Source organism: Streptococcus shenyangsis, from assembly GCF_006385785.1.
In the GTDB taxonomy this organism is placed as follows: domain Bacteria; phylum Bacillota; class Bacilli; order Lactobacillales; family Streptococcaceae; genus Streptococcus; species Streptococcus shenyangsis.
Window position 1 is genome coordinate 84,864 of record NZ_VFSH01000001.1, and the last position, 21,952, is coordinate 106,815.

General features: G+C 40.2%; 35 protein-coding genes. 2 read left to right on the forward strand and 33 right to left on the reverse strand.

Going from position 1 to position 21,952, the window contains the following annotated elements; all coding sequences use genetic code 11:
- Positions 1 to 3 precede the first annotated feature (3 nt).
- Both FJR77_RS00365 and FJR77_RS00370 read left to right on the forward strand, forming a co-directional pair.
- Positions 4 to 1,095, forward strand: a complete 1,092-nt coding sequence (locus tag FJR77_RS00365; RefSeq protein ID WP_140832959.1) for an ABC transporter ATP-binding protein — start codon at positions 4 to 6, stop codon at positions 1,093 to 1,095.
- Entirely contained in the window at positions 1,085 to 2,743 is a 1,659-nt protein-coding gene (locus FJR77_RS00370) for an ABC transporter permease (RefSeq protein ID WP_140832957.1), read from the forward strand. The genes FJR77_RS00365 and FJR77_RS00370 overlap by 11 nt, the downstream gene beginning before the upstream one ends.
- Positions 2,744 to 2,845: 102 nt before the next feature.
- Here the strand turns inward: FJR77_RS00370 and FJR77_RS00375 are convergent, their stop codons facing one another.
- The 33 genes from FJR77_RS00375 to rpsJ all read right to left on the reverse strand — a co-directional run bounded on the left by FJR77_RS00375 (position 2,846) and on the right by rpsJ (position 21,830).
- Positions 2,846 to 3,538, reverse strand: a complete 693-nt coding sequence (locus tag FJR77_RS00375; protein WP_000241548.1) for a histidine phosphatase family protein — start codon at positions 3,536 to 3,538, stop codon at positions 2,846 to 2,848.
- 232 nt (positions 3,539 to 3,770) lie between these two features.
- Positions 3,771 to 5,300 carry an N-acetylmuramoyl-L-alanine amidase family protein gene (locus tag FJR77_RS00380; RefSeq protein WP_140832955.1) on the reverse strand — a complete coding sequence of 510 codons (1,530 nt, stop codon included), beginning with the start codon at positions 5,298 to 5,300 and terminating at the stop codon, positions 3,771 to 3,773.
- 17 nt (positions 5,301 to 5,317) lie between these two features.
- Positions 5,318 to 6,655 carry a PFL family protein gene (locus FJR77_RS00385; protein ID WP_140860020.1) on the reverse strand — a complete coding sequence of 446 codons (1,338 nt, stop codon included), beginning with the start codon at positions 6,653 to 6,655 and terminating at the stop codon, positions 5,318 to 5,320.
- Positions 6,656 to 6,664: 9 nt separating this feature from the next.
- Complete coding sequence (locus FJR77_RS00390) at positions 6,665 to 6,931, reverse strand: ACT domain-containing protein (RefSeq protein WP_000644124.1); 267 nt, start codon at positions 6,929 to 6,931, stop codon at positions 6,665 to 6,667.
- Between the two features lie 264 nt (positions 6,932 to 7,195).
- The gene (gene rplQ / locus FJR77_RS00395) at positions 7,196 to 7,582 is read right to left on the reverse strand and encodes a 50S ribosomal protein L17 (RefSeq protein ID WP_000331493.1); all 387 of its coding nucleotides are present in this window, start codon (positions 7,580 to 7,582) and stop codon (positions 7,196 to 7,198) included.
- An 11-nt stretch (positions 7,583 to 7,593) separates the two neighbouring features.
- Positions 7,594 to 8,529, reverse strand: a complete 936-nt coding sequence (locus tag FJR77_RS00400; protein WP_000568988.1) for a DNA-directed RNA polymerase subunit alpha — start codon at positions 8,527 to 8,529, stop codon at positions 7,594 to 7,596.
- A 42-nt stretch (positions 8,530 to 8,571) separates the two neighbouring features.
- Positions 8,572 to 8,955, reverse strand: a complete 384-nt coding sequence (gene rpsK, locus FJR77_RS00405; protein WP_001118385.1) for a 30S ribosomal protein S11 — start codon at positions 8,953 to 8,955, stop codon at positions 8,572 to 8,574.
- A 17-nt stretch (positions 8,956 to 8,972) separates the two neighbouring features.
- Positions 8,973 to 9,338, reverse strand: coding sequence for a 30S ribosomal protein S13 (gene rpsM, locus FJR77_RS00410; protein ID WP_000090781.1), 366 nt, complete (start codon positions 9,336 to 9,338; stop codon positions 8,973 to 8,975).
- A gap of 17 nt (positions 9,339 to 9,355) precedes the next feature.
- The gene (rpmJ, locus tag FJR77_RS00415) at positions 9,356 to 9,472 is read right to left on the reverse strand and encodes a 50S ribosomal protein L36 (protein ID WP_001808836.1); all 117 of its coding nucleotides are present in this window, start codon (positions 9,470 to 9,472) and stop codon (positions 9,356 to 9,358) included.
- A 24-nt stretch (positions 9,473 to 9,496) separates the two neighbouring features.
- Complete coding sequence (infA, locus tag FJR77_RS00420) at positions 9,497 to 9,715, reverse strand: translation initiation factor IF-1 (protein WP_001029883.1); 219 nt, start codon at positions 9,713 to 9,715, stop codon at positions 9,497 to 9,499.
- A 116-nt stretch (positions 9,716 to 9,831) separates the two neighbouring features.
- Positions 9,832 to 10,470, reverse strand: a complete 639-nt coding sequence (locus tag FJR77_RS00425; RefSeq protein WP_001050436.1) for an adenylate kinase — start codon at positions 10,468 to 10,470, stop codon at positions 9,832 to 9,834.
- A gap of 150 nt (positions 10,471 to 10,620) precedes the next feature.
- Positions 10,621 to 11,931, reverse strand: coding sequence for a preprotein translocase subunit SecY (secY, locus tag FJR77_RS00430; protein ID WP_000465402.1), 1,311 nt, complete (start codon positions 11,929 to 11,931; stop codon positions 10,621 to 10,623).
- 12 nt (positions 11,932 to 11,943) lie between these two features.
- Positions 11,944 to 12,384 carry a 50S ribosomal protein L15 gene (rplO, locus tag FJR77_RS00435; RefSeq protein WP_000766087.1) on the reverse strand — a complete coding sequence of 147 codons (441 nt, stop codon included), beginning with the start codon at positions 12,382 to 12,384 and terminating at the stop codon, positions 11,944 to 11,946.
- A gap of 144 nt (positions 12,385 to 12,528) precedes the next feature.
- Complete coding sequence (gene rpmD, locus FJR77_RS00440; RefSeq protein ID WP_000057241.1) at positions 12,529 to 12,711, reverse strand: 50S ribosomal protein L30; 183 nt, start codon at positions 12,709 to 12,711, stop codon at positions 12,529 to 12,531.
- Positions 12,712 to 12,724: 13 nt separating this feature from the next.
- Positions 12,725 to 13,219 (reverse strand): 30S ribosomal protein S5, encoded by a 495-nt coding sequence (gene rpsE / locus FJR77_RS00445; RefSeq protein ID WP_000874202.1) that lies wholly within the window; start codon positions 13,217 to 13,219, stop codon positions 12,725 to 12,727.
- Positions 13,220 to 13,236: 17 nt separating this feature from the next.
- Positions 13,237 to 13,593: a 50S ribosomal protein L18 gene (rplR, locus tag FJR77_RS00450; protein ID WP_000624044.1), complete on the reverse strand. Its 357-nt coding sequence runs from the start codon at positions 13,591 to 13,593 to the stop codon at positions 13,237 to 13,239.
- Positions 13,594 to 13,676: 83 nt separating this feature from the next.
- Positions 13,677 to 14,213 (reverse strand): 50S ribosomal protein L6, encoded by a 537-nt coding sequence (rplF, locus tag FJR77_RS00455; RefSeq protein WP_000086640.1) that lies wholly within the window; start codon positions 14,211 to 14,213, stop codon positions 13,677 to 13,679.
- 116 nt (positions 14,214 to 14,329) lie between these two features.
- Positions 14,330 to 14,728, reverse strand: a complete 399-nt coding sequence (rpsH, locus tag FJR77_RS00460) for a 30S ribosomal protein S8 (protein WP_000245504.1) — start codon at positions 14,726 to 14,728, stop codon at positions 14,330 to 14,332.
- A gap of 284 nt (positions 14,729 to 15,012) precedes the next feature.
- Positions 15,013 to 15,198: a type Z 30S ribosomal protein S14 gene (locus FJR77_RS00465; RefSeq protein WP_001085697.1), complete on the reverse strand. Its 186-nt coding sequence runs from the start codon at positions 15,196 to 15,198 to the stop codon at positions 15,013 to 15,015.
- 17 nt (positions 15,199 to 15,215) lie between these two features.
- Positions 15,216 to 15,758 (reverse strand): 50S ribosomal protein L5, encoded by a 543-nt coding sequence (gene rplE / locus FJR77_RS00470; RefSeq protein ID WP_000013542.1) that lies wholly within the window; start codon positions 15,756 to 15,758, stop codon positions 15,216 to 15,218.
- A 23-nt stretch (positions 15,759 to 15,781) separates the two neighbouring features.
- Positions 15,782 to 16,087 (reverse strand): 50S ribosomal protein L24, encoded by a 306-nt coding sequence (gene rplX, locus FJR77_RS00475; protein ID WP_000497691.1) that lies wholly within the window; start codon positions 16,085 to 16,087, stop codon positions 15,782 to 15,784.
- A gap of 77 nt (positions 16,088 to 16,164) precedes the next feature.
- Entirely contained in the window at positions 16,165 to 16,533 is a 369-nt protein-coding gene (gene rplN, locus FJR77_RS00480; protein ID WP_000616545.1) for a 50S ribosomal protein L14, read from the reverse strand.
- A 25-nt stretch (positions 16,534 to 16,558) separates the two neighbouring features.
- Complete coding sequence (rpsQ, locus tag FJR77_RS00485; protein ID WP_000440801.1) at positions 16,559 to 16,819, reverse strand: 30S ribosomal protein S17; 261 nt, start codon at positions 16,817 to 16,819, stop codon at positions 16,559 to 16,561.
- Between the two features lie 24 nt (positions 16,820 to 16,843).
- The gene (gene rpmC / locus FJR77_RS00490; protein ID WP_000772918.1) at positions 16,844 to 17,050 is read right to left on the reverse strand and encodes a 50S ribosomal protein L29; all 207 of its coding nucleotides are present in this window, start codon (positions 17,048 to 17,050) and stop codon (positions 16,844 to 16,846) included.
- Positions 17,051 to 17,059: 9 nt separating this feature from the next.
- The gene (gene rplP / locus FJR77_RS00495; RefSeq protein ID WP_000960946.1) at positions 17,060 to 17,473 is read right to left on the reverse strand and encodes a 50S ribosomal protein L16; all 414 of its coding nucleotides are present in this window, start codon (positions 17,471 to 17,473) and stop codon (positions 17,060 to 17,062) included.
- A 3-nt stretch (positions 17,474 to 17,476) separates the two neighbouring features.
- Positions 17,477 to 18,130 (reverse strand): 30S ribosomal protein S3, encoded by a 654-nt coding sequence (rpsC, locus tag FJR77_RS00500; protein WP_140832951.1) that lies wholly within the window; start codon positions 18,128 to 18,130, stop codon positions 17,477 to 17,479.
- Positions 18,131 to 18,142: 12 nt separating this feature from the next.
- A complete protein-coding gene (gene rplV, locus FJR77_RS00505) occupies positions 18,143 to 18,487 on the reverse strand; it encodes a 50S ribosomal protein L22 (protein WP_000818137.1) in 345 nt (114 codons plus the stop codon).
- An 11-nt stretch (positions 18,488 to 18,498) separates the two neighbouring features.
- Positions 18,499 to 18,780, reverse strand: a complete 282-nt coding sequence (gene rpsS / locus FJR77_RS00510; RefSeq protein WP_000533766.1) for a 30S ribosomal protein S19 — start codon at positions 18,778 to 18,780, stop codon at positions 18,499 to 18,501.
- Between the two features lie 103 nt (positions 18,781 to 18,883).
- A complete protein-coding gene (gene rplB, locus FJR77_RS00515; RefSeq protein WP_000512911.1) occupies positions 18,884 to 19,717 on the reverse strand; it encodes a 50S ribosomal protein L2 in 834 nt (277 codons plus the stop codon).
- A gap of 17 nt (positions 19,718 to 19,734) precedes the next feature.
- Positions 19,735 to 20,031 carry a 50S ribosomal protein L23 gene (locus FJR77_RS00520; RefSeq protein ID WP_001055347.1) on the reverse strand — a complete coding sequence of 99 codons (297 nt, stop codon included), beginning with the start codon at positions 20,029 to 20,031 and terminating at the stop codon, positions 19,735 to 19,737.
- Positions 20,031 to 20,654 (reverse strand): 50S ribosomal protein L4, encoded by a 624-nt coding sequence (gene rplD, locus FJR77_RS00525; protein ID WP_140832949.1) that lies wholly within the window; start codon positions 20,652 to 20,654, stop codon positions 20,031 to 20,033. The genes FJR77_RS00520 and rplD overlap by 1 nt, the downstream gene beginning before the upstream one ends.
- A gap of 24 nt (positions 20,655 to 20,678) precedes the next feature.
- The gene (gene rplC, locus FJR77_RS00530) at positions 20,679 to 21,305 is read right to left on the reverse strand and encodes a 50S ribosomal protein L3 (RefSeq protein WP_000160197.1); all 627 of its coding nucleotides are present in this window, start codon (positions 21,303 to 21,305) and stop codon (positions 20,679 to 20,681) included.
- A gap of 216 nt (positions 21,306 to 21,521) precedes the next feature.
- Positions 21,522 to 21,830 (reverse strand): 30S ribosomal protein S10, encoded by a 309-nt coding sequence (gene rpsJ, locus FJR77_RS00535; RefSeq protein ID WP_001284513.1) that lies wholly within the window; start codon positions 21,828 to 21,830, stop codon positions 21,522 to 21,524.
- Positions 21,831 to 21,952: the final 122 nt, after the last annotated feature.

The window sequence follows — 21,952 nt, forward strand, 5'->3', positions numbered from 1 at the left end:
ACTATGAGTGAGATCAAAATTATTAACGCCAAAAAAATCTACCACGATGTCCCTGTTATTGAGAATTTGAACATTACAATTCCAAAAGGAAGTCTCTTTACCCTTCTTGGACCTTCAGGGTGTGGGAAAACGACACTTCTTCGTATGATTGCAGGTTTCAACAGTATCGAAGGCGGAGAATTTTACTTCGATGATACAAAAATCAATAATATGGAACCCAGCAAACGCAATATCGGGATGGTTTTCCAAAACTACGCTATTTTCCCACATTTGACTGTCCGAGATAATGTCGCTTTTGGTCTCAAGCAAAAGAAGGTTCCAAAAGAAGAATTGATTCAACAAACCAATAAATATCTTGAACTCATGCAAATTGCTCAATATGCGGATCGAAAGCCCGATAAACTCAGTGGGGGACAACAACAACGTGTCGCCTTGGCACGTGCCTTAGCTGTTAATCCAAGTGTTCTCCTCATGGACGAACCACTTAGTAACCTAGATGCCAAACTTCGCTTGGATATGCGTCAAGCTATTCGAGAAATCCAACACGAAGTGGGAATTACAACTGTTTATGTGACCCACGACCAAGAAGAAGCTATGGCTATTTCAGACCAAATTGCTGTTATGAAAGACGGAGTCATCCAACAAATCGGTCGGCCAAAAGAACTCTATCATAAACCAGCTAATGAGTTTGTAGCAACCTTTATCGGACGCACAAATATTATCCCTGCCAATCTTGAAAAACGGAGCGACGGCGCTTATATCGTCTTTTCAGATGGCTATGCTCTTCGAATGCCAGCTCTTGATCAGGCTGATGCACAAGCTATTCATGTAAGCATTCGTCCTGAAGAGTTTATCAAAGATGAATCTGGTGATATTGAAGGAATTATTAGCGATAGCGTCTATCTTGGACTGAATACTGAATACTTCATCGAGACAGGCTTTGCCTCAAAAATTCAAGTTAGCGAAGAATCAACTTTTGAAGAAGATCTACAAAAAGGCGATCGTATTCGTCTACGAATCAATACTCAAAAATTAAACGTCTTTTCTGCAGATGGTTCTCAAAACCTGATAAAAGGAGTCAACCATGGAACGTAAAAAACTAAATATTTGGACAGCCTCCTCTTTCTTCATCTTTCTTACCTATCTTGTCTTTCTCGTTTATCCTATCGTTACCGTGCTCAAGCAAGCACTCATACATGAAGGACAATTCTCACTAGCTAATTTTGTCACTTTCTTTAGTAAAGCCTACTACTCTGAGACACTAGTCAACAGTTTCAAGGTTTCCATTACCGCTACTGTCACTTCCTTAGTCGTAGGAACCCTATTAGCTTACCTCTTTTCCATGTATGATTTCAAGGGAAAGAAATTTCTACAAATATTGATTATCATTGCTTCCATGTCAGCTCCTTTCGTGGGAGCCTACTCCTGGATTCTCTTGCTAGGACGAAATGGGGTCATTACTAAATTCCTGACAAATACCCTTCATCTTCCAGCTATCGATATTTATGGATTCAAAGGAATTGTACTTGTCTTTACACTTCAACTATTTCCACTGGTATTTCTATACGTTGCTGGGACAATGAAAAGTATTGACAATTCTCTACTTGAAGCCGCTGAAAGCATGGGTTCCTTCGGATTTAAGCGTATCGTAACGGTTATTTTACCTCTCCTAGTTCCAACCTTACTAGCGGCTGCCCTGCTTGTATTTATGAGAGCATTCTCAGACTTTGGAACACCGATGTTAATTGGTGAAGGATATCGGACTTTCCCGGTCTTGATTTATACCCAATTTATTAGCGAGGTTGGAGGAAATTCTGCTTTTGCATCTGCTTTAGCAATTATGGCGATTATCATTGCCTTAGCAATTTTCCTTATCCAAAAATACATTTCAAATCGCTACAGTTTCAGTATGAATTCGCTCCATCCAATTGAGCCTAAAAAAACTACAAAAGGAAAAATGGCTGCCATTTATGCGACAGTCTACGGAATTATCTTGTTCTCTGTTCTACCTCAAGTCTACTTGATTTATACTTCTTTCCTAAAAACATCAGGTATGGTATTTGTCAAAGGCTATTCTCTAAACAGTTACAAGGTAGCTTTCAATCGTATGGGATCTGCTATTTTCAATACTATTCGTATCCCTTTGATTGCCTTAGTTCTAGTTGTCCTATTCGCAACATTTATCTCCTACCTAGCCGTTAGAAAACGGAATTTGTTTACAAACTTAATTGACAGCCTCAGTATGGTACCTTATATTGTACCAGGAACCGTTCTAGGGATTGCCTTCATTTCTTCTTTCAATACTGGTCTATTTGGAAGTGGATTTCTTATGATTACAGGGACAGCTTTCATCTTAATTATGTCCCTATCTGTCAGAAGATTACCGTATACTATTCGCTCATCTGTTGCTAGCTTGCAACAAATAGCACCAAGTATTGAAGAAGCTGCTGAAAGCTTAGGAAGTAGCCGTCTCAATACCTTTGCCAAGATTACAACTCCAATGATGCTATCTGGTATTATTTCTGGAGCCATCCTATCTTGGGTCACAATGATTTCAGAACTCTCTACTTCTATCCTCCTCTACAATGTCAAAACAAGAACAATGACTGTAGCCATTTATACAGAAGTTCTCAGAGGAAATTACGGTGTAGCTGCAGCCTTGTCAACTATCCTGACTGTTCTAACAGTAGCTTCCTTGCTCTTGTTTATGAAAATCTCTAAAAGCAACAGCATTACACTTTAGTTTCCCCCATCAAAAACAGCCGAAAAGATTATCCTCGGCTGTTTTTTCTTATCTTGATATTCTTATTAAATCCCTAGTTCAGAGCAAGCAAGTCTAGACTAATTAAATAGAGGCTTCCTCCATCTTCTCCCGTCCTAGTTCTCGGTAACTACGGTCACCGACAACTTCAACGCTAAACTGCCCGTCCTCATATTCAAGGATTGTCACGCTACCATTATCGAGACCATGCGGATGCATACCATTAATCAGATAAACAATGGTTCCAATGGTCATTCCATGGCTGACAACGAGAGCATTGCCCCCACCTTGTTCTTCCATTTCTTTGGCAATCGCTTCAAAACCTTCCTTGATTCGACCACTGAGTTTTTCCCAGCCTTCAGCCCAACCAGCTGTATCGACCTCTACCAAGCCCTCAGCCAGTTCAGCATAAGACAATTGATGAACATGGTCCACATTAAAGATACGAGGAATAATGCCCATGAAAAGATCGCCATCGTAGGCTCCGTCAAAACTACCAAAACACCATTCTCTGATACGCTTGTCCATGCGATAAGGGATTTTTCCCTGCAAGCCAAGTTCATCAAGGATGATTCCCATTGTCTGAATGGTGCGACCAGAATCACTCGAATAAGCGCGCTCAAACTGTAAACCAGATTCTCGCAAACCGATTCCTAATTCTTGAATTCCTCGTTCACCTTCAGCTGTTAAGGGAGTATCGCTCCAACCTTGCGCGCGACCAATCGTGTTAAACATGGTCTTGCCATGACGTACCAAATACAATCGTACTTTTACCATTTTCCGTCCTCCGTTTGCTTCTATTATATCATGGATGATAAAACAAAAGCCACCCATACAGGCGACTTTTGCAGGAGATTATTATGAAAAAGTTTAGGAGTTCTATTAAATAAAGATATTAGATGAAAATCAAATTCAAACTAAATCAGTATTATCTGTTTCAAATAATATTAGGAGGTCTTTATTTAATGATTATAGTATACACAGCCAACCTTAAATAGAACTTAAAAAATTAAACCCATTCACCTTTTTCATTTACTTTATAACCGTTAATGGTCATATTTTTTGCTAATTTCCCATCAGCTAGCAAGTAATACCACTTATCTCCATCCTTAATCCATTGATTACGAGCGTACTTGCCGTCTTGGTTCAGATAATACCAACTATCATACTGAGAATCAAATACCCACTCACTCTTAGCCATGTAACCACCACGTTTTAGGTAATATTCTCCCTGCCAAGCTTTCTCTACATAACTACCAGTTGAATCTACATAAAACCAGCTCTTATAATCATCATCATAAATCCATTCACTCGCAGCCATTGAAGCATCTGCTTTTAGATAATAACGGCCTACCCAACGGTTTCTTACAAGATTACCAGAAAGGTCATTGTAGTACCATTTACCAGACTCTTTAAACCACTTACTTGCTTGATGATCTTTCTTAGTCTCTTCATTAGCTGTAACGGTAGATTGAGATGAAGTTGAAACTGAGGATGAAGTCCCAGTAGAAACTGCTTGAATAGCCTCTTCTTTTGTCACCTTAGGCTTAGCTTTTCCTTGGTAAACATCTTCGATACGCTTAGTAAATACAGATAGCTCCTCAGGGGATAGCATGTGTACTAATTCAGGTTCCTCCTCATGTAAAAGACCAGCTTCCCTCTTAACTTTGTGTATCCCTTCTTCAACTATATCATCAATCTTACTAAACATAGAAATCTTTTCTGCTTTCGAAAGTGTATCATCATTACTAATAGCCGTCTTCTCCATAAAGGCAACAGCATTAATTTCTCGGATATTCTTTTCTTTAGGTACTGTAGAAATCGGATAATGATTGTTAGATAAAAATAGAGAAACTTTCTTAAGATATGTGTTTAAATTATCTTGATTATTAAATAAAGTTAAATACTTATCATTATCTTCATCAAAACCAGATTGATGAAAACCAGGTGAGTAGTATCTCGAAACTCTATCTAACATTTCTTTTTTCTCTAATTCTGTATAGTGAGAATCATTATTTACTTGAGAAATTACAAGATTCTTTTTCTTTAATATAGCAAGTTTAGCAACAGCATGCTTCATTCTATAGGCAAAATGATTACCTTTTTCTCCATCGCCATTAATGTAGCTTAATTGCGATTTTTTAAAATCTGATAAAATCTTTGATAACTCTTTCAAAGGAATTTTTCTTTCTAAGCTATAGTTTCTTAGATTCTCTAACTGTTCCATAGAATATTTTAAATTGTTATTAAGTTCTTCTCTCAATTCATCCTTAATAGAGCTTACATCACTCTTGGAAATAGAGACTATATCCCATTCTCCTTTGTCAATTTCTTCAAAGAGACGATGTTCTACTTGCTTTTTGAAATTTTGTAAATCATCTTTCGTTTCCTCTATCATTTTCTTAATATCTTCTGGACTCACACTAGTGGTAGTTTCATGGCTTTCTTCCTGCGCATAAACTACTTGATTGGCGAAAGTTGGGACTAGTAAAGTCGACAGTCCTAAAGCTACTAAAGCATGTTTCATTTCTTTTTTCATCATTTTCTCCTATTTTCTTAATTTTTAAAACTATGAATTGGTGCTGGGATTTGTCCTCCACGAGAGATGAAATCAACAGACGAAGCCCCATTGACCTTCATAACGGGTGCAGTACCTAATAGACCACCAAACTCAATCATGTCTCCTTCTTTTCCTTTAGGAATGATACGAACAGCTGTTGTTTTCATATTAATGACACCAATTGCAGCCTCATCCGCAATCATAGCCGCAATGGTTTCAGCAGGCGTATCTTCTGGGATGGCAATCATATCCAAACCAACGGAACAGATAGCCGTCATAGCTTCTAGTTTTTCCAGATTAAGAGAGCCATTTTGCACTGCAGCAATCATTCCTTCATCCTCAGAAACAGGAATAAAGGCACCAGACAAACCACCGACTTGGTTGCAGGCCATCACTCCGCCCTTCTTAACTTGGTCGTTCAAGAGTGCCAAGGCAGCCGTCGTCCCGTGTGTTCCAACTGTTTCTAGCCCCATTTCCTCAAGGACACGTGCAACAGAATCTCCAACCGCAGGAGTTGGCGCCAAACTCAAGTCCACAATACCAAACTCCACACCCAGTCTCTCACTGGCCATTTGACCAACCAATTGACCGATACGAGTGATTTTAAAGGCAGTTTTCTTAACTGTTTCGGCTACTACGTCAAAGCTCTCTCCACGAACTTTTTCCAAGGCACGTTTCACCACACCAGGACCAGAAACTCCGACATTGATGATAACATCTGCCTCCCCAACACCATGAAAGGCACCCGCCATAAATGGATTGTCCTCAACAGCATTAGCAAATACAACCAACTTGGCCGCTCCCATATCTGATAGATTAGCCGTTTCCTTAATAACTCGTCCCATATCTGCCACAGCCGTCATATTAATACCAGACTTGGTTGAGCCAATATTAACTGACGAGCAAACCTTATCCGTTTCAGCCAAAGCACGAGGAATAGAATTGATTAGAATCTCATCTCCCTTTTGATAACCTTTTTGTACCAAGGCAGAGAAACCACCAATAAAGTCCACACCAATCTCTTTCGCAGCCTTATCAAGCGCTTTTGCCAGAACCACATAGTCTGTCGCATCTGTCGCTGCTCCAATCAGAGAAATAGGAGTCACCGATACACGCTTATTAACGATAGGAATTCCCAACTCAGCTGCAATCTCATCGCCAACAGCCACTAAATTAGCCGCCTTGCTCGTAATCTTTTGATAAATTTTCTCCGCAGCACTATTGATATCTGGATCGATACAGTCCAAAAGGGAAATCCCCATGGTAATGGTTCTGATATCGAAGTTTTGCTCCTCAATCATAGCTATAGTTTCAGTAACTTGTCTAATATCCATGTGCACCTCCTAGATATTATACATAGCTTCGAAAATCGCAGCACTTTGAATATTAATTTTCACATTCAAAGTTTGCCCAAAAGCTTCAAATTCATTACGAAGATAAGTGAAATCTTGTTTTTCATCACTAGAGACGACAGCCATCATCGTGAAATATTCATCCAATACAGTTTGAGAGATATCATCAATATTCAAACCCAATTCTGCAATTTTACCAGAAACACCTGCAACAATTCCAGATTTATCTTTACCAACAACAGTTATAATCGCTTTCATAAGCAAACTCCAATTCTTCTTAAAATAGGAAACCTGAACATTAAACAGATTTCTTCTTAAATAGTATAGCATAATTCTAACTAAAATACTCAAAAACGCCTGCTTACGAAGTTGTTCTTAGGAAAAAAACAATTTCGTAAACAAGCGTCTACTATCCCAACTTATGATGAGTGTTCCCGCTAGGACCGAAATCCTAGCGGTAGACCAGAGCTAGACTAAGAGCACAAGACTCCATCATCATAACACTCAACAAAATTGATGATTTTATACTAATTCGATGATCGCCATTGGCGCTGCATCACCACGACGTGGTTCAGTTTTAAGGATACGAGTGTATCCACCGTTACGTTCAGCATAACGAGGTGCAATTTCTGAGAACAATTTTTGAAGTGCTGTAGTAGAAGTGTACTTATCAGTTGCTTCATCATAGTTTTCAGATGCGATTTCATTACGTACGAAAGCAGCTGCTTGACGACGTGCATGCAAATCACCACGTTTACCTAGAGTAATCATTTTTTCAACAGTTTTACGGATTTCTTTAGCACGAGCTTCAGTTGTCACAATTGATTCGTTGATCAAAAGGTCAGTTGTCAAATCGCGAAGCATTGCTTTACGTTGTGAGCTAGTGCGTCCTAGTTTACGGTAAGCCATGTATTCCTCCTTTATTTATCTTTTAATCCAAGACCCAAATCAATGAGTTTGAGTTTCACTTCTTCCAAACTCTTGCGTCCAAGATTTCGTACTTTCATCATCTCTGCTTCAGATTTTTCTGTTAAATCATGCACAGTATTGATACCGGCACGTTTCAAACAGTTGTATGAACGCACAGACAAGTCCAGTTCCTCAATCGTACGATCCAAAATACGGTCGTCAGATTCAGTGTCAGCTTCTTTCATCACTTCAGTTGACTTAGCAATCTCAGTAAGATTTGTAAACAAATCAAGATGTTCTGTCAAAATACGTGCTGAAAGCCCTAAAGCATCTTCTGGAATAATTGTTCCATTTGTCAAGATTTCAAGGGTTAGTTTGTCAAATCCATCATTGCTACCTACACGAGCAGGTTCCACTTGATAGTTGACTTTCGTAACTGGTGTATAAATAGAATCTACAGCAAGTGTTCCAACTGGTGCATTATCTTTTTTATTTTCATCAGCAGGTACATATCCACGACCACTGTTAACAGTCATAGTCGCTTTTAGAGAAGAACCTTCACCGATTGTAAAGAGATAATGATCTGGATTTACAATTTCAATATCGCTATCTGTCAAAATGTCACCAGCTGTTACTTCAGCAGGACCTTCAACATCTAGTTCGATGATTTTTTCGTCTTCAACGTACGATTTCACTGCAATTCCTTTAATGTTCAGAATGATTTGCATCACGTCTTCACGAACACCTGGAACTGTGTCAAACTCATGTAACACACCATCAATGTTGATAGATGTCACAGCTGCTCCTGGTAGAGAAGCTAGAAGTACACGACGAAGAGAGTTACCAAGAGTTGTACCGTAGCCACGTTCAAGTGGTTCGATTACAAACTTGCCATAATCTTTATTTTCATCAATTTTTGTTATATTTGGTTTTTCAAACTCGATCATTTAGTTACTCCCTCTTAAACGAAAAGCAGTGTAATGCGATGATTATACACGGCGACGTTTTGGAGGACGAGCACCATTGTGTGGCACTGGAGTCACATCACGAATTGCTGTTACTTCAAGACCAGCGGCAGCAAGCGCACGAATAGCTGACTCACGACCAGAACCTGGACCTTTTACAGTAACTTCAACTGATTTAAGACCGTGTTCTTGTGCAGATTTAGCAGCAGCTTCAGAAGCCATTTGAGCAGCGAATGGTGTAGATTTACGAGAACCTTTGAAACCAAGAGCACCAGCTGATGACCAAGCAATTGCATTACCATGCACATCAGTAATCATAACAATAGTGTTATTAAATGTAGCGTGAATATGAGCAATACCAGATTCGATATTCTTTTTCACACGACGTTTACGTGTTGGTTTAGCCAAGACTTTTACCTCCTATATTATTTTTTCTTACCAGCGATCGCAACAGCTTTACCTTTACGAGTGCGAGCGTTGTTTTTAGTGTTTTGTCCACGGACAGGAAGTCCACGACGGTGACGGATACCACGGTATGAACCGATTTCCATCAAACGTTTGATGTTCAAGTTTACTTCACGACGAAGGTCACCTTCAACTTTGATTGCATCCACTTCACGACGGATAGCATCTTCTTGATCTGATGTAAGATCACGTACACGAACATCTTCTGAGATTCCAGCAGCAGCCAAAATTTTCTTAGATGTTGCAAGTCCGATACCATAAACATAAGTCAATGAGATTACTACGCGTTTGTCATTTGGAATGTCAACTCCAGCAATACGAGCCATGTTTTCTCCTTTCTATCTTATCCTTGACGTTGTTTGTGTTTTGGATTTGCTGGGCAAATTACCATAACACGACCATTACGACGAATAACTTTACAGTATTCGCAAATTGGTTTGACCGATGGTCTTACTTTCATTTCTTATCCCTCCAAGTTTTTCGATTATTTAAAGCGGTAAGTGATACGTCCACGTGTCAAGTCATATGGACTCATTTCGACAGTAACACGATCTCCCGCTAAAATACGAATATAGTTTTTACGAATTTTACCAGAAACTGTTGCTAAAATCTGATGTCCATTTTCAAGTTCAACCGTAAACATTGCATTCGGCATTGTATCAACTACTTTGCCTTCAACTTCAATCACATCGTCTTTTGCCACGCAAAAGCACCTCCATAAATTTCGATTCGATGCCTCTAGACACAGAGACAACAATTATAAGTCAGACTATCTCAGTATAACATTTGTAGCGGATTTTTGCAAGTGTGAAAAACGCTTTATTTCAAATTTGTCAATACTTTTTCGATATCTGAGAAGACATCATTGATATCTTGATTACCTTCGATGTCATGAACCAAACCTTTGGCACGGTAGTGAGCAATGATTGGTTCCCCTTGAGCAATATTTACATCCAAACGACGTTTTACTGTCTCGGGCTTATCATCTTCACGTTGGTAATAATCTTCTTCTTTATAGTCAACTGGTGGGTTAAAGACCTTGTGGAAAGTTTCTCCAGTTACGCGGTGGATGATACGACCACTCAAACGTTCCAAGAGGCTGTCTGGATTCACTTCGATGTTGATAACACCTTCTAGTTCGATGCCAAGTTCAGCCAATGTTTTATCCAAGGCATGAGCTTGTTCGATTGTACGTGGGTAACCATCCAACAAGAATCCTGTTTCTTTAATATCATCTTGTGAAAGACGTTCTTTTACGATTCCATTTGTAACTTCGTCAGGAACCAATTCACCCTTGTCAATGTATGACTTAGCAAGAACACCCATTTCAGTTTGATTTGCCATTGCAGCGCGGAACATATCACCTGTTGAGATATGTGCAACATGGAATTGTTCTACGATTTTTGCTGCTTGAGTTCCCTTACCTGCACCAGGTAAGCCCATAATCAAAAGATTCATGATTTGATCTCCTTATTTTATTTTTAAATAGAAGCAAAAAGTCTTTTCACCCCTATTTAAAAACAAAATAGAAGAGGGGAGACCAAACTCTCACAAATGTCAGAGTTTAAACCTCCACTCCCTCAGCATTTACCAATTCAGTAAATACTCTTATTCTGTTCTGTCCATGAAACCAACATACTTACGTTTCAATAGGTAACCTTCCAATTGTTTGATTCCTTCAATACCTGTAGAGATAATGATCAAAAGACTAGTTCCTCCAAAAGCAACTGCTTCTGAAAGTCCGAAAACATCCTTTGCTACAATCGGTAAAATGGAAATCACACCAAGGAAGAGGGAACCAACAGTTGCAAGACGACGAAGAAGTTTAGACATATATTCTTCTGTACCTTTACCAGGACGAACTCCATGGATATAGGCACCGCTCTTTTGTAGGTTCTCTGCCGCTTTTTCAGGATTAATCTGCACAAACGTATAGAAGAATGTAAAGAGAATAATCAACAAAGCATACATAGCAATACCTGTTGGTGAAGTTGTTGCCAGCATTTCTTGTGCTGTTCTTACCCAAGCCCAATCATGACCTGTAGCGCTTAAAAACTGTAGAATAGCTGCTGGCGCCGCAGTAATCGAACTTGCAAAGATAACAGGGATAACTCCAGCAGGGTTTACTTTCAAAGGAAGGTAAGAGCTAGATGGAGCGCCTTGTGCAACCTTAGTATATTGGATTGGAATTTTGTATTCTGCTTGTTGAACATAAGTTGTAAAGTATATAATCAACAATACAGTAATAATCAAAATGATTACAAAAATAATAGATGAGTTGATACGGTCACTTGGGACGTTCACAAAGTAGTCCACATAGATGCCCTGAATCATCTCTGGAATTGAGGCAACAATCCCGGCAAAGATAATCATAGAAACACCATTTCCGTATCCCTTATCTGTAATTTGCTCTCCCAACCACGTCACAATCATGCTACCAGCTGTTAAGATGATACCAATCATGATAAAGACTTGTGGAGTAAGAGCTGTTTTCAACAATTGAGCTCCAGCCAAAGTATTAAAACCAGCTGTAATCCCGATAGATTGCACAAAAGCGAGAACTAGAGCAATATAACGAGTAGCTTGATTCAATTTTCTTCGACCTACTTCCCCTTGTTTACCCCACTCTACAAATTTGGGTAAAATATCCATTTGCAAGAGTTGGACAACGATAGAGGCCGTAATGTAGGGACTAACACCAAGAGCAAAAACTGAGAAGTTTTTCATGGCATTCCCTGAGACCAAGCTCAACATGTTTAAGAAGGATAATCCACTTAAAGCATTCAAGCTATTGGCATTCACACCAGGAACTGTAATGCTAGTTCCGATACGAAAGACCAAAACGATAAAAATTGTAAATAAAATTTTTGATCGAACCTGCTTGACTTTAAGAGCTTCTCTTAATAATTTAAAAAACATAGGTCACCTCTCTTAGATGACTTCTACTGAACCACCTTTAGCAGTGATAGCTTCTTCAGCTGATTTAGAGAATTTAGCTGCTTTTACAGTCAATTTCTTAGTCAACTCACCGTTACCAAGAATTTTAATACCTGATTTTTCAGCTTTAACAATTCCTGCTTCGATAAGAACAACTGGAGTTACTTCAGCACCATCTTCAAAGACGTTCAATTGGTCAAGGTTCACAATTGCGTATTCTTTAGCGTTGATGTTAGTGAATCCACGTTTTGGAAGACGACGGAACAATGGAGTTTGTCCACCTTCAAAACCAAGGCGAACTCCGCCACCGCTACGAGCTTTTTGACCTTTTTGACCACGACCAGATGTTTTACCGTTACCTGATGAAGTACCACGACCAACGCGGTTACGTACTTTACGAGAACCTTCTGCAGGTTTCAATTCATGAAGTTTCATTTTTATTTTCTCCTCTTTTGTAAAATGCTAGCGCCGATAAGGGAGAAAAGGTTGTCTCCCCCATCAACTCGCCTATACGACGTCATCATAGATGACTATATCTAGTTTTAGGGGATGGTATAGTGCACATCCCCTAAAAATTCATTAGTTTACTTCTTCAACTGTTACCAAGTGAGATACTGCTGTGATCATACCACGGATAGCAGCGTTATCTTCTTTAATAACAGAGCTGTTCAATTTGCCAAGTCCAAGTGCTACAACAGTTTTACGTTGTGATGGAATGCGTCCGATTGGAGACTTAGTCAAAGTAATTTTAATTTGAGCCATTTTATCCCCTTTCTTATGCCAAATCAGAAACTGAAATACCACGAAGGGCAGCAACTTCTTCAGCGCGTTTCAATTGTTTCAAACCTTCAACAGTTGCACGAACAATGTTGATTGGAGTGTTAGAACCAAGTGATTTAGATGTAATATCTGCCACACCTGCCAATTCCACAACGGCACGAACTGCACCACCAGCGGCAACTCCAGAACCTTCTACAGCAGGTTTCAACAATACTTTAGCTCCACCGAATTCTGAAAGAACTTCGTGTGGGATTGTTGTTCCAACCATAGGAACTTCGATCAAGTTTTTCTTAGCATCATCTACTGCTTTACGGATTGCTTCTGGAACTTCTTGAGCTTTACCAGTACCAAATCCTACGCGACCGTTGTGGTCACCAACAACAACAAGAGCTGCGAAACGAAGACGACGTCCACCTTTAACAACTTTTGTAACACGGTTGACAGCAACTACGCGTTCTTCTAATTCAACTGCATTGTCTTTAAATGCCATTTTCTAGTGTCCTCCTATTAGAATTTCAATCCGTTTTCACGAGCTGCATCAGCCAAAGCTTTCACACGTCCGTGATATAGATATCCACCGCGGTCGAACACCACTTCTGAAATACCTTTAGCGTTTGCACGTTCTGCAACGAGTTTACCGACAGCAACGGCTTGTTCAGTTTTAGTTCCTTTTGAAACTTCTTTGTCAAGAGTTGAAGCACTTGCGAGCGTTACACCCGCTACGTCATCAATCACTTGAGCGTAGATGCCTGTATTAGAACGGAATACGTTCAAACGTGGGCGATCAGCAGTTCCAGAGAGCTTTCCGCGAACGCGACGGTGGCGTTTTTGGCGGAGTTTGTTTTTATCTGGTTTTGAAATCACAGTTTTCACCTCTTTAGTTTTAAATCGTGTGCTATGCACAAAGTTGGAAAATAGGTTGGTGGTTGATTCTCAACCACTCAACATTATTTACCTGTTTTACCTTCTTTACGGCGAACGAATTCACCAACGTAACGGATACCTTTACCTTTATATGGTTCTGGTGAACGAAGGCTACGTACGTAAGCAGCTGTTTGACCAACTACTTCTTTTGAAATTCCGCTAACAACGATTGTTGTTGGGTTTGGAAGTTCAAAAGTAATTCCTTCTGGAGCTTCAACTTCGTCTGGATGAGATTTACCAACAGCCAAAACAAGTTTAGATCCTTGAAGTTGTGCACGGTAACCAACCCCGCGCATTTCAAGTTCTTTCTTGAATCCTTCTGATACACCAACAACCATGTTGTTCAAAAGGGCACGAGTAGTTCCGTGGATAGTTTTCATTTCTTTTGAATCGTTTGGACGGTGAAGAGTTACTTCAGTACCTTCCACACGGATTTCAATATCTTTTGAGAACTCACGAGTAAGTTCTCCTTTAGGTCCTTTTACAGTTACAACGTTGTCATTGTTAGTGAGTTCAACACCAGCAGGCAACACGATAACTTTATTACCAATACGTGACATGTTTATTTTCTCCTGTTAAATTGTCAGGCCAAGACGGCCAGTTTTCACGGGGTTCAGATACTTATTTAGTTCAAAAGCTGAACTGAACACGCTCTAACGAGCTTTGTATCTTGATTTTACCAAACGTAAGCGATAACTTCCCCACCAACATTCTTTTGGCGTGCTTCTTTATCAGTAAGCAAACCTTCAGAAGTTGAAAGGATAGCAATTCCAAGTCCGTTAAGAACTTTTGGAAGGTCTTCACGTTTTTTGTAGACACGAAGTCCTGGTTTAGAAACACGTTTCAAGTTAGTGATAACTTTTTCACCGTTTGGTCCGTATTTAAGGAATACACGGATGATGCCTTGTTTGTCATCTTCGATGATTTCAACGTTTTTTACAAAACCTTCGCGTTTAAGGATTTCAGCAATCCCTTTTTTGATGTTTGATGCAGGTACTTCAAGTACTTCGTGTTTAGCTTGGTTAGCGTTACGAATACGAGTTAGGAAGTCTGCGATTGGGTCAGTCATAACCATTTTGTTTTTCTCCTCTTACTAGTAGTTTGCAAGTTGCACTTGCTAGTTAATACATGATACAAAGAGCGTAACAGCACGAGCAAAAATAGGCAATTTGATGCAGGAGCGATGCTCCAAAGCAAATTGGTCTTTTTTGCCAAAGCTGTAGCTCGTGTTCAAATTGGAAACCCCAACTGAACCCGGGCTAAACTCTGTGTGAAAAAGATAAACTTTCCTAGAAACTTCAGTTTCTTCGTCAAGTTTCCTATTTTCACTTGGAGTTTTGACGCCCTTGATATCTTAAATTACCAAGATGCTTTTGTTACACCAGGGATTTGTCCTTTGTAAGCTAATTCACGGAAGCAAACACGGCAAAGTTTAAATTTGCGGTAAACTGAATGTGGACGACCACATTTTTCACAACGAGTATAAGCTTGAGTAGAGAACTTCGCTGGACGTTTGTTCTTAGCAATCATTGATTTTTTAGCCATTAGATTTACCTCCTATATTATTTTGCAAAAGGCATTCCAAGGCCTGTAAGCAATGCACGTGACTCTTCGTCAGTGTTAGCAGTTGTTACGATAACGATGTCAAGACCACGAGTTTTGTCAACGTCATCGAAGTTGATTTCTGGGAAGATCAATTGTTCTTTCACACCAAGTGTGTAGTTTCCGCGTCCATCAAATGATTTTGTTGGAACACCGTGGAAGTCACGTACACGTGGAAGTGAAACTGAAACCAATTTATCCAAGAATTCGTACATACGTTCACCACGAAGGGTAACTTTTGCACCGATCGCAACACCTTCACGAAGACGGAAGCCGGCGATTGATTTTTTAGCTTTAGTGATAAGTGGTTTTTGACCTGAGATAAGTGCCAATTCTTCAGCAGCTTTTTCAAGGCTTTTAGCGTTTGATACAGCTTCACCAACACCCATGTTCAAAACGATCTTATCTACTTTAGGCACAGCCATCACTGATGAGTAGTTGAATTGTTCTGTCAAAGCAGGAACTACTTCATTAAGATATTTTTCTTTTAAACGATTTGCCATTATACTTCTCCTTTCCTTCGTGATTAATCAAGCACTTCGCCTGATTTTTTGTTGTAGCGAACTTTTTTACCGTCTACAAATTTGTAACCAACACGGCCAGCTACACCATTTTTGTCCAAAACTTGAACGTTTGATACGTGGATAGCTGCTTCTTTCTCGATGATACCACCTTGAGGAAGCTCGTTAGTTGGACGTTGGTGTTTCTTAACGATGTTAACACCTTCAACGATAACTTTGTTTACTTTTGGAAGGGCAGTAAGGACAACAGCTTCTGTTCCCTTATCTTTACCAGCGATTACGCGAACTTTGTCGCCTTTTTTTACAAACATTAGGTTTCTCCTTGATTTTTCTTACGCCCATAAGGGCACCCTAGCTTGAAGCTAGGGGACTAGTTTGTTTCTAAAAATTAAAGTACTTCTGGAGCAAGTGACACGATCTTCATGAAGCCACCTTCACGCAATTCACGTGCAACTGGGCCAAAGATACGTGTTCCGCGAGGAGTTTTGTCTTCACGGATGATAACTGCTGCGTTTTCGTCAAATTTGATGTATGAACCATCAGCACGACGAGCACCTGATTTAGTACGAACGATAACTGCTTTAACAACGTCACCTTTTTTAACCGCACCACCAGGAGTAGCTTGTTTTACAGATGCCACGATAACATCACCGATGTTTGCAAATTTACGTCCTGAACCACCAAGAACTTTGATAGTCAAGATTTCGCGAGCACCGCTGTTGTCTGCGACTTTCAAACGAGTTTCTGTTTGAATCATTTCAGTTTTCTCCTTTCAGGTTTGATTAGATGATGACCGCTTCTTCAACAACTTCTACAAGACGGAAACGTTTTGTAGCTGAAAGCGGACGAGTTTCCATGATACGTACGATATCGCCTTCTTTGGCAACATTGTTTTCATCATGAGCTTTGTATTTTTTAGAGTAGTTAATACGTTTACCATAGACTGGGTGGTTACGTTTTGTTTCAACTACAACTGTGATTGTCTTGTCCATTTTGTCAGATACAACACGTCCAACAAGAACTTTACGATTATTGCGTTCCATTGAAATTTCTCCTTCCCTAGTCTATTATTTCGCTTCAGATTGAACTGTTTTGATACGAGCGATTTGTTTTTTAACTTCTTTCAAGCGAGCTGTTTGTTCTAATTGACCAGTAGCAGCTTGGAAACGAAGTTCAAACAATTCTTTTTTCAATTCGTTTTCGCGCTTCGCGAGTTCTTCTTGAGAAAGACCACGAAGTTCTTTAACAAATTCTTTTACTTCATTAAGTTTCATGCCTTCTCCTTATTCTGCTTCACGTTTTACGAATTTACATTTAACTGGCAATTTATGGCTAGCAAGACGAAGTGCTTCGCGTGCAATCTCTTCAGATACACCAGCGATTTCGAACATCACTTTACCACGTTTAACTGGTGCTACCCAACCTTCAGGTGCCCCTTTACCAGATCCCATACGCACACCGATAGCTTTAGCAGTGTATGATTTGTGTGGGAAGATTTTAATCCAAACTTTACCACCACGTTTCATGTAACGAGTCATGGCGATACGAGCAGCTTCGATTTGGCGGTTAGTGATCCAGTGGCTAGTTGTAGCTTGAAGACCGTATTCACCGAATGCTACTTCTTTTCCACCTTTTGCTTCACCGCGCATTTTTCCACGGAATTCACGACGGTGTTTAACACGTTTAGGTACTAACATTGGTTATTTACCTCCTTTAGTGTTTTTGCGAGCTGGAAGAACTTCACCACGGTAGATCCATACTTTAACACCAAGTTTACCGTATGTAGTATCTGCTTCTTCCCAAGCGTAATCGATATCTGCACGAAGTGTGTGAAGTGGAACAGTTCCCTCAGAGTATCCTTCAGCACGGGCGATATCTGCACCGTTCAAACGACCTGATACTTGAGTTTTGATTCCTTTAGCTCCAGCACGCATTGCACGTTGGATTGCTTGTTTTTGTGCACGACGGAAAGCAACACGTTGCTCCAATTGACGAGCAATTCCTTCACCTACAAGGTGAGCATCCAAATCAGGGTGTTTGATTTCGATGATGTTGATGTGTACTTGTTTTCCAGTCAATTTGTTAAGTTTCGCACGGAGTGCATCAACGTTAGCACCACCTTTACCGATAACCATACCTGGTTTAGCAGTGTGAAGTGAAACGTTAACTTTGTTTACTGCGCGTTCGATTTCGATAGTTGAAACTGCTGCGTCAGCAAGTTCTTTTTGAACGAATTTACGGATTGCAAGATCTTCATGAAGGTAATCCGCGTATTCTTTTTCAGCATACCATTTGGCATCCCAATCACGGATGATGCCGACACGCATACCAATTGGATGTACTTTTTGACCCACGATTTTACCTCCTTATTTTTCTGCAACAGCTACAGTGATGTGAGCTGTACGTTTGTTGATTGGTGAAGCTGAACCTTTCGCACGTGGACGGAAACGTTTCATAGTTGGTCCTTCGTTTGCGAATGCTTCAGATACTACCAAGTTAGCTTTATCCAAACCAAAGTTGTTTTCAGCGTTAGCTACAGCTGAGTTCAAAACTTTCAAGATGATTTCAGCAGCTTTGTTTGGAGTGAATGTCAAAATTGCGATTGCATCGGCTACGCTTTTACCACGGATGTTATCAAGAACAAGACGTGATTTACGAGGTGAAACACGTACTGTACGAGCCATTGCTTTAGCTGAAGTAATTTCTGCCATTTATGTTCTCCTTATTTTCTACGTGTTTTCTTGTCGTCTGCAGCGTGACCTTTGTAAGTACGAGTTGGTGCAAATTCACCAAGTTTGTGACCTACCATGTCTTCTTGGATGTAAACAGGTACGTGTTTACGTCCGTCATAAACTGCGATAGTGTAACCAATGAAACTTGGGAAGATCGTTGAACGACGTGACCAAGTTTTAATAACTTTTTTCTTTTCGTCGTTAGCTTGAGCTTCAACTTTTTTCATCAAATGCTCATCGACGAAAGGTCCTTTTTTAAGACTGCGTCCCATTTTTATATTTTCTCCTTTAAATGTTGTACCACAGCGGCTTGCGCTCCTATGGAGCGCTACCGAGCTGGCGGATTTACTAGTTGCTTAAGCGACTAGTTTAATATTATTTCTCGTTGCGACGACGAACGATAAGTTTGTCAGATTTCGCTTTCTTGTTACGAGTTTTAAGACCAAGAGCAGGTTTGCCCCATGGAGTAGATGGTGCTTTACGACCAACTGGTGCTTTACCTTCACCACCACCGTGTGGGTGATCGTTAGGGTTCATTACAGAACCACGAACTGTTGGGCGGATACCTTTCCAACGGCTACGTCCTGCTTTACCAAGGTTTACAAGTCCATGTTGTTCGTTTCCGACAACACCAACTGTAGCGCGGCAAGTTCCAAGAATCATACGAACTTCACCTGATTGAAGACGAACAAGAACGTATTTACCTTCAGAACCCAATACTTGAGCAGATGCACCAGCAGCACGTACCAATTCACCACCACGACCTGGTTTCAACTCGATGTTGTGGATCAAAGTACCAACTGGGATGTTAGCAAGTGGAAGAGCGTTTCCGACTTTGATATCTGCTTCTGGACCTGAAACGATACGTTGACCTACTTCAAGACCTTTTGGAGCGATGATGTATGCTTTCACACCGTCAGTGTAGTGTACAAGAGCGATGTTTGCAGAACGGTTTGGATCGTACTCGATTGTTTTAACAACTGCTTCAACGTTGTCTTTGTTACGTTTGAAGTCAACCAAACGGTAGAAACGTTTGTGTCCACCACCTTGGTGACGAACTGTGATACGACCGTTGTTGTTACGACCAGCCTTGCTCTTCAATGCAACAAGCAATGATTTTTCAGGAGTGCTTGTTGTGATTTCAGCGAAATCCAAAGAAGTCATATTACGGCGACCGTTTGTTGTTGGTTTATAAACACGAATTCCCACGATATTTCCTCCTTAGATTATTCAGCTTCAGCAGCAAACAACTCGATTGCTTTAGAATCAGCTGTAAGTGTGATGATAGCTTTTTTAGTTTTGTTAGTAAAACCAGTGTAACGTCCAACACGTTTAGCTTTTGGTTTTACGTTGATTGTGTTAACATTTGCAACTTTAACACCTTCGAAAGCAGCTTCAACAGCTTGCTTGATCAAAAGTTTGTGTGCACGAGTGTCAACTTCAAATACATATTTCCCTGCTTCAAGTTGAGCCATTGAGCTTTCAGTGATAACAGGTTTTTTGATAACATCATACAAATTCATTATGCAAGAACCTCCTCGATTTTAGAGATAGCTGCTTGAGTAACAAGAAGTTTGTCACTATTTGCGATGTCAAGAACACTTGCAGTTGTAGCAGTCGCAACTTTCACGTTTGGAAGGTTACGAGCTGAAAGAGCTGCGAATTCGTTTCCTTCTTCAAGAATAACAAGGACTTTAGAATCGATGCTCAAAGCTGCAAGAACTTTTGCAAATTCAGCAGTTTTTGGAGCTGTAAATTCAAGAGAATCAACGGCTACAAATTTGTTTTCAGCAACTTTTTCTGAGTAAACAGATTTAAGCGCAAGGCGACGAACTTTTTGAGGAAGTTTGTACGCATAGCTACGTGGAGTTGGTCCGAAGACAACACCACCACCACGCCATTGTGGTGAGCGGATAGAACCTTGACGAGCACGTCCAGTTCCTTTTTGACGCCATGGTTTGCGTCCACCACCTGATACTGCAGAGCGGTTTTTAACAGCGTGTGTTCCTTGACGAAGGCTTGCGCGTTGGCTGATGATCACATCAAACACAACTGATTCATTTGGTTCGATACCAAATACTGCATCGTTAAGAACAACTTGGCCAGCTTCTTTACCAGTTTGGTCAAATAATGTTACGTTTGCCATTGTGACTGATTTCCCCTTTCTTTATTATTTACCAGCTTTAACTGCTGATTTGATAGTGATAAGAGATTTCTTAGCACCTGGTACGTTACCTTTGATAAGGATAACGTTCTTTTCTGGAACAACTTGTACAACTTCAAGGTTTTGAATTGTCACGCGGTCGCCACCCATACGTCCTGCAAGGTTTTTACCTTTGAATACGCGGTTAGGTGCAACAGGTCCCATAGAACCTGGACGACGGTGGTAACGAGAACCGTGAGCCATTGGTCCACGTGATTGTCCGTGGCGTTTGATAACACCTTGGAAACCTTTACCTTTAGAGGTACCAGTTACGTCAACAACGTCTCCAGCTGCGAATGTTTCAACTGTGATTTCAGCACCAACTTCCAAGCCTTCAACGTTTTTGAATTCACGAATGAAGCGCTTAGGAGCCGTGTTAGCTTTCGCTACATGTCCTTTAGCAGGTTTGTTGCTCAATACTTCGCGTTTGTCATCAAAACCAACTTGGATAGCGTTGTATCCGTCTGTTTCAACAGTTTTAACTTGAAGAACAACGTTTGGAGTTGCTTCAATAACTGTTACAGGGATCAATTCGCCAGCTTCAGTGAAGATTTGAGTCATTCCCACTTTTTTCCCTAAGATTCCTTTTGTCATGAGAAAATAGTTCCTTTTCTATATTTTTTATTCAAAAAGTTTTTAACGAGCGTTTTTTATGCTCAAGTCTAAGATACAAAGGGCGTCAAACTCAAAGTGAAAATAGGAAACTGACGCAGTGTCTAGCAGACACTAGGAAGTTTGTCTTTTTCACACCGAGTTTAGCCCGTGTTCAATTAGATTGAAACACCAGCCTCTGCTCTTTTATATTTTAGATTAAAGTTTGATTTCTACGTTTACACCACTTGGAAGATCCAATTTCATCAAAGCATCAACTGTTTTTTGAGTTGGGTTAACGATATCGATCAAACGTTTGTGTGTACGCATTTCAAATTGTTCGCGAGAGTCTTTGTATTTGTGAGTCGCACGAATGATTGTGTAGAGACTACGTTCAGTTGGAAGTGGGATTGGACCCGCAACTTGTGCACCTGTACGAGTAGCTGATTCTACGATTTTTGCAGCCGCTGTGTCAAGCGTACGGTGTTCGTAAGCTTTCAAACGGATACGGATTTTTTTGTTTGCCATCTTTTTCTCCTTTTCGTCTATTTAAGATAATAGGCTAGCTCCACAAGAAAACCGACGCGGTGTTGCGTGGCAATGCAACCGAGCGTGTCGCAACCTCTTGCATCAAAGCTAAAGCTGTAATT

Excerpts from the sequence above, each read along its gene's own strand:
- FJR77_RS00365 (WP_140832959.1), top strand. The coding sequence starts at position 4 with ATGAGTGAGATCAAAATTATTAACGCCAAAAAAATCTACCACGATGTC.
- FJR77_RS00370 (WP_140832957.1), top strand. The coding sequence starts at position 1,085 with ATGGAACGTAAAAAACTAAATATTTGGACAGCCTCCTCTTTCTTCATC.
- FJR77_RS00375 (WP_000241548.1), bottom strand. The coding sequence starts at position 3,538 with ATGGTAAAAGTACGATTGTATTTGGTACGTCATGGCAAGACCATGTTT.
- FJR77_RS00380 (WP_140832955.1), bottom strand. The coding sequence starts at position 5,300 with ATGAAAAAAGAAATGAAACATGCTTTAGTAGCTTTAGGACTGTCGACT.
- FJR77_RS00385 (WP_140860020.1), bottom strand. The coding sequence starts at position 6,655 with ATGGATATTAGACAAGTTACTGAAACTATAGCTATGATTGAGGAGCAA.
- FJR77_RS00390 (WP_000644124.1), bottom strand. The coding sequence starts at position 6,931 with ATGAAAGCGATTATAACTGTTGTTGGTAAAGATAAATCTGGAATTGTT.
- rplQ (WP_000331493.1), bottom strand. The coding sequence starts at position 7,582 with ATGGCTTACCGTAAACTAGGACGCACTAGCTCACAACGTAAAGCAATG.
- FJR77_RS00400 (WP_000568988.1), bottom strand. The coding sequence starts at position 8,529 with ATGATCGAGTTTGAAAAACCAAATATAACAAAAATTGATGAAAATAAA.
- rpsM (WP_000090781.1), bottom strand. The coding sequence starts at position 9,338 with ATGGCTCGTATTGCTGGAGTTGACATTCCAAATGACAAACGCGTAGTA.
- rpmJ (WP_001808836.1), bottom strand. The coding sequence starts at position 9,472 with ATGAAAGTAAGACCATCGGTCAAACCAATTTGCGAATACTGTAAAGTT.
- FJR77_RS00425 (WP_001050436.1), bottom strand. The coding sequence starts at position 10,470 with ATGAATCTTTTGATTATGGGCTTACCTGGTGCAGGTAAGGGAACTCAA.
- secY (WP_000465402.1), bottom strand. The coding sequence starts at position 11,931 with ATGTTTTTTAAATTATTAAGAGAAGCTCTTAAAGTCAAGCAGGTTCGA.
- rplO (WP_000766087.1), bottom strand. The coding sequence starts at position 12,384 with ATGAAACTTCATGAATTGAAACCTGCAGAAGGTTCTCGTAAAGTACGT.
- rpmD (WP_000057241.1), bottom strand. The coding sequence starts at position 12,711 with ATGGCTCAAATTAAAATTACTTTGACTAAGTCTCCAATCGGACGCATT.
- rpsE (WP_000874202.1), bottom strand. The coding sequence starts at position 13,219 with ATGGCATTTAAAGACAATGCAGTTGAATTAGAAGAACGCGTAGTTGCT.
- rplF (WP_000086640.1), bottom strand. The coding sequence starts at position 14,213 with ATGTCACGTATTGGTAATAAAGTTATCGTGTTGCCTGCTGGTGTTGAA.
- rpsH (WP_000245504.1), bottom strand. The coding sequence starts at position 14,728 with ATGGTTATGACTGACCCAATCGCAGACTTCCTAACTCGTATTCGTAAC.
- FJR77_RS00465 (WP_001085697.1), bottom strand. The coding sequence starts at position 15,198 with ATGGCTAAAAAATCAATGATTGCTAAGAACAAACGTCCAGCGAAGTTC.
- rplE (WP_000013542.1), bottom strand. The coding sequence starts at position 15,758 with ATGGCAAATCGTTTAAAAGAAAAATATCTTAATGAAGTAGTTCCTGCT.
- rplX (WP_000497691.1), bottom strand. The coding sequence starts at position 16,087 with ATGTTTGTAAAAAAAGGCGACAAAGTTCGCGTAATCGCTGGTAAAGAT.
- rplN (WP_000616545.1), bottom strand. The coding sequence starts at position 16,533 with ATGATTCAAACAGAAACTCGTTTGAAAGTCGCAGACAACAGCGGTGCT.
- rpsQ (WP_000440801.1), bottom strand. The coding sequence starts at position 16,819 with ATGGAACGCAATAATCGTAAAGTTCTTGTTGGACGTGTTGTATCTGAC.
- rpmC (WP_000772918.1), bottom strand. The coding sequence starts at position 17,050 with ATGAAACTTAATGAAGTAAAAGAATTTGTTAAAGAACTTCGTGGTCTT.
- rplP (WP_000960946.1), bottom strand. The coding sequence starts at position 17,473 with ATGTTAGTACCTAAACGTGTTAAACACCGTCGTGAATTCCGTGGAAAA.
- rplV (WP_000818137.1), bottom strand. The coding sequence starts at position 18,487 with ATGGCAGAAATTACTTCAGCTAAAGCAATGGCTCGTACAGTACGTGTT.
- rpsS (WP_000533766.1), bottom strand. The coding sequence starts at position 18,780 with ATGGGACGCAGTCTTAAAAAAGGACCTTTCGTCGATGAGCATTTGATG.
- FJR77_RS00520 (WP_001055347.1), bottom strand. The coding sequence starts at position 20,031 with ATGAATTTGTATGATGTTATCAAAAAACCTGTTATCACTGAAAGCTCA.
- rplD (WP_140832949.1), bottom strand. The coding sequence starts at position 20,654 with ATGGCAAACGTAACATTATTTGACCAAACTGGTAAAGAAGCTGGCCAA.
- rplC (WP_000160197.1), bottom strand. The coding sequence starts at position 21,305 with ATGACAAAAGGAATCTTAGGGAAAAAAGTGGGAATGACTCAAATCTTC.
- rpsJ (WP_001284513.1), bottom strand. The coding sequence starts at position 21,830 with ATGGCAAACAAAAAAATCCGTATCCGTTTGAAAGCTTACGAACACCGT.